This is a genomic window from Sphingobium sp. B10D7B (genome assembly GCF_025961955.1).
Classification (GTDB): Bacteria; Pseudomonadota; Alphaproteobacteria; order Sphingomonadales; family Sphingomonadaceae; genus Sphingobium.
In genome coordinates this window covers 505,807-518,319 of record NZ_JAOQOQ010000001.1, presented here as the reverse complement: position 1 = coordinate 518,319, position 12,513 = coordinate 505,807, and the positions used below count along the sequence as shown (strand labels likewise).

Sequence of the window (12,513 nt, the reverse complement as noted above, 5' to 3'; positions counted from 1 at the left end):
CGACGGGCGTTTCGGCGTTCATCAGACGTCCCGCCTTTCGAAATCGATGCGGGGGTCGACCAGCACATAGGTGACGTCACCGAGCAGATTGGTCAGCAGGCCGAGCAGCGAAAAGATGAACAGCGAGCCCAGCATCACCGGGTAATCCCGGTTGATCGTTGCCTCGAAGCCCAGCAGCCCGAGGCCATCCAGCGAGAAGATCACCTCGATCAGCAGCGAGGAGGTGAACAGCACGCTGACGAAGGCGGCCGGAAAGCCGGCGATGACGATGAGCATCGCGTTGCGGAAGACATGGCCATAGAGGACGCCGTTCTCGGAGAGGCCCTTGGCTCGCGCCGTGGTCACATATTGCTTGCCCACTTCATCGAGGATCGAATTCTTGGTGAGCATGGTGAGGTTGGCGAAGGCGCCGATGACCATCGCGGCCACCGGCAGGGTGATGTGCCAGAGATAATCGAGCACCTTGCCGATGAGCGAGAGCTCCTCCCAATTGTCCGAGACAAGGCCCCGCGCCGGGAAGATGCTCCAGAACGTGCCGCCCGCGAACAGCACGACCAGCAGCACCGCGAACAGGAAGCCCGGAATGGCATAGCCGATGGTCACGAAGAAGCTCGACCAGGCATCGAACGCAGTGCCCGCACGCACGGCCTTGCGGATGCCGAGCGGAATGGCGACGAGATAGGTGATGAGCGTGGTCCAGAGGCCCAGCGAGATCGAAACCGGCAGTTTCTCGATGATCAGATCGATCACCGGCTGGTCCTTGTAATAGCTGTTGCCGAACTCGAACCGCGCGAAATCGCCGAGCATCTTGAAGTAGCGATAGAGCACGGGCTTGTCGAAACCGTAGAGCTTCTCAAGCTCCTTCACCATCGCCGGGTCCAGCTCGCCGGTGGGCATGATGCCACTGCTCGCCCCGGTGTCCACGCTGCCGCCGATGGTGGCCGTCGCGTCCATCGCGGTGCCGGCGAACCGCGCCTGAATCTGGTCGATCGGGCCGCCGGGCACGAACTGGATGATGATGAAGGTGATCGTGACGATACCGATCAGCGTTGGCACCATCAGCAGGAGCCGGCGGGCGACATAGGACCAGAGCGCCGTCATGAGGACTGTCCTTGTGCGTGCCCGGCCGTCTTGCCGGGGTCGGCCCACCATGTGTCCAGCGTCATGATCGGGAAATTATAGGCGGGCTGCTTTTTCGGCATGCCGAACCGGTCCCAATAGGTGATCGGCATCTGCCCCACCGGCGCCGGGTAATCATGCTGGAAGGGAATGGCATAGAAATTCCACAGCAGGATGCGATCGAGCGCCCGCATGGCGCCGACCACGGTCTCCCGGTCCGTCGCGGTGATCATCTGCGCCAGCATCTTGTCGACTGCGGGATTCTTGACGCCCGGATAGTTCAGCGATTGCGGCTGATCCGCAGCGTGCGACCCCCAGATCAATGTCTGGCCGATGCTCGGCGTTTCATGGCCGGGGAACATCGGGATGTTGAGCAGCAGGTCATAATCATAATGCCGCAGCCGATGCCGGAATTGCGCACTGTCGAACGAGCGGAAACTGATGGCGATGCCCAATTGCCGCGCATTCTCGACAAAGAGCGAAACCTGCCGGTCCATCAGTGGGGAATAGCTGATCAGCTCGAGCGCCATGGGGCGACCGGTTGTCTTGTCGATCAGCCGGCCGTCCTGATAGCGATAGCCCGCCGCCCGCAGGATCCGCACCGCCTCGATGAGATTGGCCCGGCGATTGCGCCAGTTCCCGCCGACCGGCAAGTCCGGCGCCTTGGTGAACACCTCGCCCGGCACCTCGTCCCGCACGGATTGGAGCAGTTCCAGCTCCCGCCCCTGGGGCAGGCCCTCGGCCGCGAACTCGCTGTTGGTGTAGAAGCTGTGCAGGCGGCCATGATGCCCGGCGAGCAGGGTCCGGCGCACCCACTCAAAATCATAGGCCAGCATCAGCGCGCGCCGCAATTGGCGATCCGCCAGCGCGGGGCGCCGCGTGTTCATGACGATGCCCAGATAGAAGGATGGGCTGCGGTAATCGATGACCTGTCGCTTGATCTGGCCCGCGCGGAAGGCCGGCAATTGCTTCTCGCTCGCCCAGCGCACTGCGCTCGTTTCCTGCCGGAAGTCGACATTGCCGGCGAGGAAGGCCTCATAGGCCACCGTCTGGTCCCGGTAATAATCGTGCCGGATGATGTCGAAATTGTAGCGGCCCTTGTTGACCGCCAGATCCTTGGCCCAATAATCCTTCACGCGCTCATATTCGATCCAGCGCCCCTGGCTGAAGCGGCCGACCTTGTAGGGGCCGCTGCCCAAGGGGCGGTCGAGCGAGGCGGCGTTGAGCGCGTGCTTCGCGTAATAATGGCGGGGGAGCAGCCACATATCCATCACCACCGTCGGCAGTGTGGGATTATTGGGCTGGGTGAAATAGACGCGCACCGTGTGCGGCCCACGCTTTTCCGCACGCGTCACGGCCTGTTCAAGGCGCTTGAGAGAGGGCGTCACCAGGCCCTTGGCCTGATCGATGGTGAAGATGATGTCCTCGGGCGTGATCGGCACGCCATCATGCCAGCGCGCGCGGGGATCGAGATGGAAATCCATCCATGAAATATCTTTGGGATAGGTGATCGACTCGGCGACCAGCGCGTAGCGCATCGCCGGCTCGTCCGAACTGCGCCGCATCAGCGGCTCATAGACCTGCATCATGCCGATGGGCGGCGTGCCAAGCAGGGCCATGAGATTGAGACTGTCGAAGCCGCCAATATAGGCCACCCGCAGCGTGCCGCCCTTGGGCGCCTTGGGATCGGCATAGTCGAAATGCTTGAAGCCGGGGCCGTATTTCGGCGTGCCGAACACCGCATAAGCATGGCTGGAGATCAGCTCATTGCCGCCCGGCACGGCCTGAACGCTGGCGGAACTGATCGTCAGCAGCAGCGGAAGGCAGAGAAGCGCCAGCAGGAGTTGCCGAAGCACCCCGAGGCGCTGCCTCACCGGCCCGGCAGGTGGTGGCGGGCCGCCATCATCCAGGCCATGGTCATTCGGGCCGTCCGCAGCATCTCCAGCCATACTCTCCCTTCCGAACCCCAGATGGAGTCCAGCAAACCGGTGATGCTCATTCGATCTTGCGCCGAATGTCGCCTCACCCGCTCCGTTGGTTCAATGTCTAACTTTAGTTGACCTAACTAACAATTCGAATCGAACTTATCTTGTCATAATTCGCGCTGCCAGGCACGTAAACGCCCTGCTCGTCATCGTGCCGCGCCTGCTCCGCCAATGCAACCGGCTGCCGCACAGCGCGGCACGGCTTTGATCGCCGCGCGCATCCTGCTAGCCCATGCGCATGAAGAACATCGCCACGCTCACCCTCAATCCCACCATCGATGTGGCCTACGAGGTCGACAAGGTCTTCGCCACGCACAAGATGCGGACGGCTGGCGAATATCATAATCCCGGCGGTGGCGGCATCAACGTCGCCCGCGTGTTCGTGCGGCTGGGCGGCAATGCGCGGGTGCATTACCTGTCCGGCGGGGCGACGGGCGTAGCGCTGGATGGCTTGCTCGACCGGCATCAACTGGTGCGCGCGCGAATCCCCATTCAAGGCGAGACCCGCGTCGCGACATCGGTGCTGGAGAAGGACAGCGGGAAGGAATATCGCTTCACGCCGCCGGGACCGGTGGTGGAGGAAGCCGAATGGCGGCTGGCGCTCGACCAGCTCAGTCAGGTGGCGTGCGATTATTTCGTGGCCAGCGGGTCGCTGCCGCCCGGGGTGCCGGAGGATTTCTACGGGCAGCTTGCCGCCGCGCTGGCGCCGCGCGGCATCGGCTTCGTGCTCGACAGTTCAGGCGCCGGTCTGCGCGGCGGCCTGAGCGGCGAGCATGTGCTGCTGATCAAGCCGAGCCAGGGGGAATTGCAGCAGCTCGTCGGGCGCGACCTGAAAGGTCCGGACGCCATTGCGGCGGCAGCGCAGGAAATCGTGCGATCGGGCCGCGCGCGCTATGTCGCGGTCACTCTTGGCCATGAAGGCGCGGTGCTGGCGACGGCAGAGAGCACCCTCTATCACCCCGCCATCCCCATCGACGCGAAAAGCGCGGTCGGCGCCGGGGACAGCTTCGTCGCCGCGATGGTCTATGCGCTGGCCAGCGACTGGCCGGTGGAGGACGCCTTTCGCTATGGCATTGCCGGTGGCACTGCGGCGGTGCTGACGCCGGGCACCGACCTTGCCCGCCCGGCCGACATCGACCGCCTCTACGCGCAGATCAAAACCGGCTGACCAGCGCGCGCGCCGCCGCCTGCACATCCCGCCAGGTCACATCGAACCCGGCTTCATCGCCAAAATAGGGGTCGGCCACGGCCTGCCCCTCCCGCGCCGGCACCATGTCCAGCAACAGGCCGACATGAGCGCGATGCCCTGCGGGCGCGAGGCGCCGGATGTTGGCGAGATTGTCCGCATCCAGCGCAAGGATCATGTCGAAGCGCTGGAAATCCGCCGGGGCTATCTGCCGCGCGCGGTAGGTCGAGATGTCGATGCCATGGCGCAGCGCGGTGGCCTGCGCGCGCGGATCGGGCGGCCGCCCGACATGCCAGTCGCCCGTGCCCGCCGAGTCCGCCGTCACATCGAGGCCGGCCAGCGACGCCTCGTGGCGGAAGGCCGCCTCGGCCAAGGGCGACCGGCAGATATTGCCGAGACAGACGAACAAAATGGCGGATGGGGTTGGCTTGAGCATGCGCCTCGCTATCATGCGCGGACGACGAACGCGACCCGGCCGCGCTTCGGCCAGGCCGCGAGACCGGAACCCGCCCCCATGTGCGGGCGTTCGCAACGAGAGCTACGCCGAACCCAATCACGGCGGACCCAACCATGACGCAAACCATGACGCAAAGCATGACAGGGGAATCACCATTTCGCATCCGTCCGCAGTCGATCTTCCAGCGCCCTCAATCGACACCCTCGACCATCTCAGCCTGTTTCTGGATCTGGACGGCACGCTCTTCGAGCTGATCGACCATCCCGAAGAGGTGATCGCAGACGAGCGTCTGCGCAGCCTGCTCACCCGGCTGACGACGCGGCTCGACGGGCGTCTAGCGGTCGTGAGTGGGCGCTCCATCGCCCAGATCGATGCCATTCTCGGCCCCATCGCGCAGGATCTCGCGGTTTCCGGCAGCCATGGCAGCGAGCATCGCTGGCGCGGCGTCGCGGCGCATCCGGTGCGGCCCAAGGGACTGGACGAGGCCGCTGCGGACTTTCGCGCCTTCGCCGGCCGGCATGAGGGCGTGATCGTCGAGGACAAGAGCTATGGCGTCGCGCTGCATTTCCGCATGGCGCCGCAGATCGAGGCGGAAGCCACCGCCCTCGCCACCCGCCTCGCTGACGACCTCGGCCTCCATTACCAGCCCGGCAAGATGATGACGGAACTGCGGATGCCCGGCGGCGACAAGGGCAAGGCCGTGCGCACCCTGATGAGCCGCGCGCCCATGGCAGGCACCTCGCCGTGGTTCCTTGGCGATGACGAGACAGACGAGGCCGCGTTTCTCGCCGCGCAAGCGCTTGGCGGCATCGGGGTGATCGTGGGCGATCGGCGGCCGACCGCAGCCCAATACAAGCTTGCCAATCCGCGCGCCGTACATGCCTGGCTGGAGGACCTGCTTTGATGACTGCTACACTCGACCTCTGGCCCATCGGCAATTGCCAGGTCTCCGCCCTGATCGACCGGGCTGGCCGCTTTGTCTGGGGCTGCGTGCCCCGGGTGGATGGCGACCCGGCCTTCTCCTCCCTGCTCGACCCGGCCCCGCGCGCTGCCGAGGGCGCACGCGGCTTTTGGGAAATCGACCTGGAAGACTGCGTGGAGACTGCGCAGCATTATGTCCGCAACACACCGGTGCTGGTGACGCGGCATGAGGACAAGCATGGCAACGCCATTGAGGTCATCGACTTCTGCCCGCGTTTCCACCGGAGCGGGCGCATGTTCCGTCCGGTCGCTTATGCCCGCATCGTCAAGCCGGTGGCGGGCAGTCCGCGGATCCGCATCCGCCTGCGCCCGGCGCGCGACTGGGGCGCGCGCGACCCGCACCGCACGCGCGGCACCAATCACATTCGCTACATGCTCTCGGACATGACCCTGCGCCTGACGACGACGGCGCCGGTCGGCTGGATCGAGGACGAGCGGCTGTTCCGGGTCGAACGCCCGCTGCACTTCTTCTTGGGGCCGGACGAGAGCTTTGCCGACGACCTGCGCATCACGCTGGACACCATGCTCGACCGGACGATCCGTGAATGGCAAGGCTGGGTGCGCGGCCTCGCCACGCCCGTGGAGTGGCAGAAAGCGGTCATTCGCGCCGCGATCACGCTCAAGCTGTGCCAGCATGAGGAAACCGGCGCGATTGTCGCGGCGCTGACCACATCGCTGCCCGAACATGCCGATAGCGGGCGCAACTGGGATTATCGCTACTGCTGGATTCGCGACGCTTATTACACCGTGCAGGCGCTCAACCGGCTCGGGGCGCTCGATGTTCTGGAGAGCTATCTCGAATATCTGCGCAACCTCGTCGACAACGCGCGCGGGGGCCATATTCAGCCCCTGTACGGCGTGGGCGGCGAAGCCACGCTGACCGAATGGATCGCGCCGGGGCTCGCCGGCTATCGCGGCATGGGGCCGGTGCGCGTCGGCAATCAGGCGGCCGAGCAGATCCAGCACGATGCCTATGGCCAGATCGTCCTCTCCAGCACCCAGAGCTTCTTCGACCGGCGGCTGCTGCGCATGGGCGGGACGGATGATTTCCACGCGCTCGAAGCTGTCGGCGAGCGCGCGTGGGACGTCTATGACAAGCCCGATGCCGGCCTGTGGGAGCTGCGCACCCGCAGCCATGTCCACACCTACTCCGCCGCGATGTGCTGGGCGGCGTGCGACCGGCTGGCCAATGCCGCCGCCGCACTCGATCTGCCGGAACGGGCCGCCTTCTGGCAGGGCCGGGCCGATAGCATGCGCCAGACCATTATCGATGCGGCGTGGCGGGAAGACACGGGCCGCATGTCCGCGACATTCGGGGGCGACGATCTGGATGCCAGCATCATCCAGTTGCTGGACCTTCGGTTTCTCTCGCCCGGCGACCCGCGGTTCAAGACCACGCTCGAGGCCGTCGAGCAGGGGCTGCGGCGCGGCAGCCACATGCTGCGCTATGCCACCGAAGACGATTTCGGCCTGCCCTCGACCGCCTTCAACGTCTGCACTTTCTGGCTGATCGAGGCGCTGCACGCCACCGGACGGGTGGACGAGGCGCGGGTGCTGTTCGAGGAAATGCTCAGCCGCCGCACCGCCGCCGGCCTGCTCTCGGAGGATATCGACCCAGCCACGGGTGAGCTGTGGGGCAACTATCCCCAAACCTATTCGTTGGTTGGATTAATCAACTGCGCCGTTCTGCTCAGTAAGCCGTGGAGTACCATCAGATGACTCGCCTCGTCATCGTGTCGAACCGCGTCAGCCCGCCGACGGGGGAAGGACAAGCCAATCAGGGCGGCCTTGCGGTCGCGCTGTCCTCGGCGCTGCGCGAGACAAACGGCATCTGGTTCGGCTGGTCGGGCAATGAAACCGAGACGTTCACCGGTCATGTGAATTTCAGCAAGAGCGATGGCGTCACCACTGCCACCGTCGATCTCGAACCGCAGGATATCGACGAATATTATAACGGCTTTGCCAATCGCACCCTCTGGCCGCTCTTTCACGACCGGACCGATCTGGCAGAATTCGAGCGCAACTTCGCGGGCGGTTATGCGCGGGTGAACGAACGGTTTGCCGACACCCTGATGCCTTTGGTCACGCCTCAAGACCTGATCTGGGTCCACGACTATCACCTCATCCCGCTCGGCGCGGAACTGCGCAAGCGCGATGTCACCAACCGCACCGGCTTCTTCCTCCACACGCCCTGGCCCGTTGCGCGCCTGCTGACCTCCCTGCCGAGCCACGCCAAGCTGGTGAATGCGTTGTTCGCCTATGATCTGCTGGGCTTCCAGTGCCAGGCCTGGCTCGATTCCTTTCTCTATTACGTCCACGACCAGTTCCCCGAGGCGGAAATATCGGACGGTGTGATCCGCATCGGCGACCGGACCGTGCGGGTCGTTGCCTGCCCGATCGGAATCGATGCGGGGGACTTTGCCAAAAGCGCGACCACCCCGGAAGCCGATGAAGCGCGCGAAAGCATCCTGCGCAGTCTCGAAGGCCGCGACCTCATCATGGGGGTCGACCGGCTGGACTATTCCAAGGGCATGGAGCAGCGTTTTCACGGGTACAGCCGCCTGTTGCAGGACCATCCCGAGTTTCAGGAAAAGGTCACCTTCCTCCAGATCGCGCCGCCATCGCGCGAGCAGGTCGCCAGCTATCAGGACATCCGCCGCGAACTCGATGCGCTCTCGGGCCATATCAATGGCGAGTTCGCCACCGCCCATTGGGTGCCGTTGCGCTATGTGAACCGTGGCTATGACCGGCTTGCCCTCTCCGGCATGTACCGCTCCGCGCGCGCTGCGCTCGTGACACCATTGCGGGATGGGATGAACCTTGTCGCGAAGGAATATGTCGCGGCGCAAGACCCGGAAAATCCCGGCGTCCTCATCCTCTCGCGTTATGCGGGCGCCGCCGAGCAATTGCAGGATGCCCTCCTGGTCAACCCGTTCAGCCCGGAAGAACTGGCCGACGCGCTGCACCAGGCGCTGCTCATGCCGCTTGAAGAGCGCAAGAGCCGCTGGCGCGCGATGATGGACAGCGTAGAAACGCAGGACATCCGCTGGTGGCTCAAGCGCTTCCTCGATCTGCTGACGAGCGAACACCCGCCGCGAGGGAGCGCTGCCGAGGCCTCTGAGAGTTCAGAAGGCGCAGATACGAAAGAGGCCGCTCAGGCTGCAGCCTCCTCCTGAGCGGAGGGCGCGGTCGCGATCCGCGCCTTGGAGAAGGCGAGCACGCACAGGATGCAGCAGCCGACCGGCACCAGCAGCGCCAGAAAGAACATGCCGGCGGACATGTTGGCAGCGATCAGCGCCCCGCCCACAAGCGGCCCCGCCATGGCACCCACGCGCGCGACAGCAACTGCCAGACCGATGGCGGCCGACAGCATCGTGATCGGGTAGATGCTCGCGGCCACGGCCGTCAGGGCGATATGGGCGCCGCCGACGCCCATGCCGATAATCAGCATGAGGAGGCCCCAGGTGGCGAACGCCGGCGCCAGCACCGCCAGCGCCACCAAGCCGAGGGACACCAGCGCATAGCCTGCCAGCAGCGCCGGGATCGTGCGGTGACGGTCGATCTGCGTAGCCAGAATGAGGCCGCCGACCAGCCCACCGATCTGCACGATGGAAGCCATATGGGCCGAGGTCTCGAAGCTGAAGCCCACCCCGCGCAGCACCGTCGGCAGCCAACTCGCCAGCATGTACATGGACAAAGCGTTGAAGCAGAACAGCGCGGAAAACAGCGTGGTGCGAAGCAGATAGCCGCGCCCTAGCGGCGCCAAGATGGGAATGTCCGTCCAGTGCCATGCCCGCTCACGCGCCGGTTTGGCCGCTACGGGAGCCGCCGGCAGGCGCGTGAGAAACAGCGCGAGAAGAATCGTGATCACGAACATGAAGGTCGCCGGGACGGTGAACGCCGCTTCCCACCCGCGCCCGGTCGTGAGCCACGGCACCACGATACCGGCGCCGGCTGCCCCGACGGGGATGCCGCACCCGACGATGGTCATCGCGCTCGCCCGCCGCTTGGCTGGCATCACCTCCGCGAGGATCGCCAGCACATTGGGCAGACAGGCGCCCAGCGCCGTGCCGGTGAGCAAGCGCCACCAGAAGAGCTGACTGACCGTCTGCGACCATGACGTGCCGAGCGTCGCGAAGCTGATGACGCCAAGCGCCACCACGGTCGTCGTGCGCCGCCCGACCTTGTCGCCCAGCGGTCCGAGAAAGAAGGCGCCGAGACCCAAGCCAATGACCACGGCGGATAGGGCCGGTGCGAACAAGGCCGGTGACTCCCCCCAAAGCTGCGCCAGATGCGGCACGATGACGGGCATCGACCCGATATCATAGCCATCGATGACCATGATGATGAAGCTCAGCAGGCCGACGATGTAGATCTGAAATCCGCTGGCCGTCCTGGCAGGCACCGGCGGGCCCGCTTGTGCATCCGCCGGCAGAATTGCATCGCTCTGGCTCATCTCGGTCCCATCCTCTCACCCTGTCGCCGCCGGTTCATCCGGTCTGGCCGTTCTTGCTCGTCCATCACCGTTGCGCTGGCTCGGCCGGCGCCGTCTTGCCCAGAATGAGGTCAGCCGCCTTTTCCGCGATCATGATTACGGGGGCGTTGGTATTGCCTCGGATCAGCGCCGGCATGGAGGAGGCATCGACCACCCGCAGGCTCTCGATGCCGCGCACCCGCAACTGCGCATCCAGTACGGCGGCATCGTCGGTCCCCATGGCGCAGGTGCAGGCGGGATGGCCCCCGCTCCGCGCCGTTGCGCGCAGCCAGCCTTCCAGCGCCGCATCATCCGCTGCATCCGAGCCGGGCGCGACTTCTGCGGCGACCAGATCCCGCGCCGGCGCTGTCGCGAAGAAACGGCGCATGAAGTGCATCGACCATAAGAGCCGATCAAGATCGCCCTGTTCGCTCAAGAAATTCAGGTGGATTTTCGGCAGCGCCTCTGGATCGGCGGAGCGGAGCGCGATGCTGCCCCGGCTCTGCGGATTGAGCAGCAGCGTGCCGGCCGAGAACTGATGCCCCGCGCCTTTTCGCCAGCCGGGGAACCAGGGCCGCGCCGCGTAGCTTGCGTGGACGATCTGAAACTGAAGATCCGGCCGATCCTGCAACGGCCCAGAGCGCAGGAAGCCCTGAACCGACATGGGGCTCTGCGCCATATTGCCGGTGCCGAACAGGGCCCAGCGCGCCGCGTGCAGGGCGATCCGGTCGAGCCGCAACTGGTCGTCAAAGGTCACCGGCGCGGCGGCCTGCCAGAAGCTGAGCGCGATCGGATGATCCTGCAGATTGGCGCCCACGCCCGGCAGATCGCGCAGCACCGGCACGCCCATGTCAGCCAGATGCGCCGCCGGGCCGATGCCGGAGAGCATGAGCAGTTGCGGCGAGTTGATCGCGCCGCCGCACAGGATCACCTCGCGGCGCGCCCGCACCTGACGCACGGTCCCGCCCTTGCGATACTCGACCCCGACCGCCCGGCCATGCTCCATGATGACGCGCGAGGCGAGCGCATGGGTCTCGATCCGCAAATTGGGGCGGCCACGCACCGGGTCGATGAACGCCCGCACCGTGCTGTGCCGACGCCCCGCGCGGATCGTGCAATCGGGAATGCCGAACCCCTCCGGGCGCGGCACGTTGAAATCCGGTTCCTCGTCATAGCCCAGATTGCGCGCGGTGCGCATGAACGCCGGGAACAGCACCGGGTCCGGCTTCATCGCGGTGACGTGCAGTTCGCCCATACCGCCATGGTCGGCTCCCGCGCCGCGCCAATTGGTCTCCGAGCGGCGGAAATAGGGCAGCACGTCGTCGAAGCCCCAGCCGGGGAGTCCCATATCGCGCCAGCGATCATAGTCCGCCGCATGGCCGCGAATATACATGGTGCCGTTGATCGAGGAGCTGCCGCCCAGCGCCTTGCCGCGCGGGATGGGCTGGGTGCCATTGCCCATTTGCGGGTCCGGCTCGCTCTCATTGCCCCAGATGAAGCGCTTGGTCGCGGCGGCCTGCATCCAGGTGAGCGGCATGTCGATGATCGGATGACGGCACTCGCCGCCCGCCTCCAGCAGCGTGACGGAGGTTCCGGCGTGCGCGCTCAGGCGATTGGCCAGCACGCAGCCCGCACTGCCTGCCCCCACGATGACGAAGTCCGCCTCATCCACCGGTCGGTCGCCCTCCCCTCCACGCTGTCTCTGCCAGACCGTTGCAGCCTTTGCCCTGCTGGTCTTACGGTGCATATGCACGAGCACAAGTGCGATAACGCACGCCTGCGGCAATGGAGAGCGATGAGATGCGATATACCGCCGATGAGGAAGCCAATCTGGCGCTGGTGCGCGGCCTTTTCGACGAGGTGCTCAACCCCATGGATTCGGGCGCCGTGGACCGGTTCATCGCCCCCGACTACATCCAGCACAATCCCTCGATCGAAGCGGGGCGCGCGCCATTCAAGGCGTTTCTCGACCATATCAGGTCTGTGCATCCCCAGGGCGTGCATGACGTGAAGCGCATGTTCGCCGATGGCGATCATGTCATTGTCCACTATCACGTCCGCCGCTGGCCGGACGATAGCGGCTGGGCGGTGGTTGACATCTTCCGGATCGAGAACGGCCTCATTGTGGAGCATTGGGATGTCGCGCAGGACGTGAAGCTCGGCGGGCCGAACGCGAACGGGATGTTCTGAGCAGCGGGCATTCGCCGCCCGTGCAGATGCGACCAAAAATCGTCGGGCTTTGGGCGGCGCCGGTGGAATGAAATTGACTCTGTGCAACCGACGCGCAAGATCGTGCATTGTCGGGCTGGAT

Annotated in this window: 10 protein-coding genes; 5 read left to right on the top strand and 5 right to left on the bottom strand. The window is 65.3% G+C overall.

Going from position 1 to position 12,513, the window contains the following annotated elements; all coding sequences use genetic code 11:
* Window positions 1-21 precede the first annotated feature (21 nt).
* Both M2331_RS02370 and M2331_RS02365 read right to left on the bottom strand, forming a co-directional pair.
* Window positions 22-1,101, bottom strand: coding sequence for a microcin C ABC transporter permease YejB (locus tag M2331_RS02370; RefSeq protein ID WP_181558805.1), 1,080 nt, complete (start codon window positions 1,099-1,101; stop codon window positions 22-24).
* Window positions 1,098-3,068, bottom strand: a complete 1,971-nt coding sequence (locus tag M2331_RS02365) for an extracellular solute-binding protein (RefSeq protein ID WP_181558804.1) — start codon at window positions 3,066-3,068, stop codon at window positions 1,098-1,100. The genes M2331_RS02370 and M2331_RS02365 overlap by 4 nt, the downstream gene beginning before the upstream one ends.
* Window positions 3,069-3,342: 274 nt before the next feature.
* On the opposite strand from M2331_RS02365, the gene M2331_RS02360 reads away from it, so the two are divergent.
* Window positions 3,343-4,272, top strand: coding sequence for a 1-phosphofructokinase family hexose kinase (locus M2331_RS02360; protein ID WP_181558803.1), 930 nt, complete (start codon window positions 3,343-3,345; stop codon window positions 4,270-4,272).
* Here M2331_RS02360 and M2331_RS02355 read toward each other — a convergent pair.
* The gene (locus tag M2331_RS02355) at window positions 4,259-4,726 is read right to left on the bottom strand and encodes a low molecular weight protein-tyrosine-phosphatase (protein WP_181558802.1); all 468 of its coding nucleotides are present in this window, start codon (window positions 4,724-4,726) and stop codon (window positions 4,259-4,261) included. The two genes, M2331_RS02360 and M2331_RS02355, sit on opposite strands and share 14 nt — an antisense overlap.
* 13 nt (window positions 4,727-4,739) lie before the next feature.
* Between M2331_RS02355 and otsB the strand changes: the two genes are divergently transcribed.
* The 3 genes from otsB to M2331_RS02340 are packed head-to-tail and all read left to right on the top strand — an operon-like array spanning window position 4,740 to window position 8,904.
* Entirely contained in the window at window positions 4,740-5,651 is a 912-nt protein-coding gene (otsB, locus tag M2331_RS02350) for a trehalose-phosphatase (protein ID WP_181561311.1), read from the top strand.
* The gene (locus M2331_RS02345; RefSeq protein WP_181558801.1) at window positions 5,651-7,447 is read left to right on the top strand and encodes a glycoside hydrolase family 15 protein; all 1,797 of its coding nucleotides are present in this window, start codon (window positions 5,651-5,653) and stop codon (window positions 7,445-7,447) included. The genes otsB and M2331_RS02345 overlap by 1 nt, the downstream gene beginning before the upstream one ends.
* A complete protein-coding gene (locus tag M2331_RS02340; protein ID WP_181558800.1) occupies window positions 7,444-8,904 on the top strand; it encodes an alpha,alpha-trehalose-phosphate synthase (UDP-forming) in 1,461 nt (486 codons plus the stop codon). The genes M2331_RS02345 and M2331_RS02340 overlap by 4 nt, the downstream gene beginning before the upstream one ends.
* On the opposite strand, the gene M2331_RS02335 is transcribed toward M2331_RS02340, so the two are convergent.
* Window positions 8,883-10,184, bottom strand: a complete 1,302-nt coding sequence (locus M2331_RS02335; protein ID WP_181558799.1) for an MFS transporter — start codon at window positions 10,182-10,184, stop codon at window positions 8,883-8,885. The genes M2331_RS02340 and M2331_RS02335 overlap by 22 nt on opposite strands.
* Window positions 10,185-10,248: 64 nt before the next feature.
* Window positions 10,249-11,874 (bottom strand): GMC family oxidoreductase, encoded by a 1,626-nt coding sequence (locus tag M2331_RS02330; RefSeq protein ID WP_181558798.1) that lies wholly within the window; start codon window positions 11,872-11,874, stop codon window positions 10,249-10,251.
* Between the two features lie 128 nt (window positions 11,875-12,002).
* Here M2331_RS02330 and M2331_RS02325 point away from each other — a divergent pair, with 128 nt between their 5' ends.
* Window positions 12,003-12,392 carry a nuclear transport factor 2 family protein gene (locus M2331_RS02325; RefSeq protein ID WP_181558797.1) on the top strand — a complete coding sequence of 130 codons (390 nt, stop codon included), beginning with the start codon at window positions 12,003-12,005 and terminating at the stop codon, window positions 12,390-12,392.
* Window positions 12,393-12,513 lie beyond the last annotated feature (121 nt).

What these genes read in the sequence shown, in the direction of transcription:
- M2331_RS02335 (WP_181558799.1), bottom strand. Translation starts at nt 10,184, where the DNA reads ATGAGCCAGAGCGATGCAATTCTGCCGGCGGATGCACAAGCGGGCCCG.
- M2331_RS02355 (WP_181558802.1), bottom strand. Translation starts at nt 4,726, where the DNA reads ATGCTCAAGCCAACCCCATCCGCCATTTTGTTCGTCTGTCTCGGCAAT.
- M2331_RS02325 (WP_181558797.1), top strand. Translation starts at nt 12,003, where the DNA reads ATGCGATATACCGCCGATGAGGAAGCCAATCTGGCGCTGGTGCGCGGC.
- otsB (WP_181561311.1), top strand. Translation starts at nt 4,740, where the DNA reads ATGCGCGGACGACGAACGCGACCCGGCCGCGCTTCGGCCAGGCCGCGA.
- M2331_RS02340 (WP_181558800.1), top strand. Translation starts at nt 7,444, where the DNA reads ATGACTCGCCTCGTCATCGTGTCGAACCGCGTCAGCCCGCCGACGGGG.
- M2331_RS02345 (WP_181558801.1), top strand. Translation starts at nt 5,651, where the DNA reads ATGACTGCTACACTCGACCTCTGGCCCATCGGCAATTGCCAGGTCTCC.
- M2331_RS02365 (WP_181558804.1), bottom strand. Translation starts at nt 3,068, where the DNA reads ATGGCTGGAGATGCTGCGGACGGCCCGAATGACCATGGCCTGGATGAT.
- M2331_RS02360 (WP_181558803.1), top strand. Translation starts at nt 3,343, where the DNA reads ATGAAGAACATCGCCACGCTCACCCTCAATCCCACCATCGATGTGGCC.
- M2331_RS02370 (WP_181558805.1), bottom strand. Translation starts at nt 1,101, where the DNA reads ATGACGGCGCTCTGGTCCTATGTCGCCCGCCGGCTCCTGCTGATGGTG.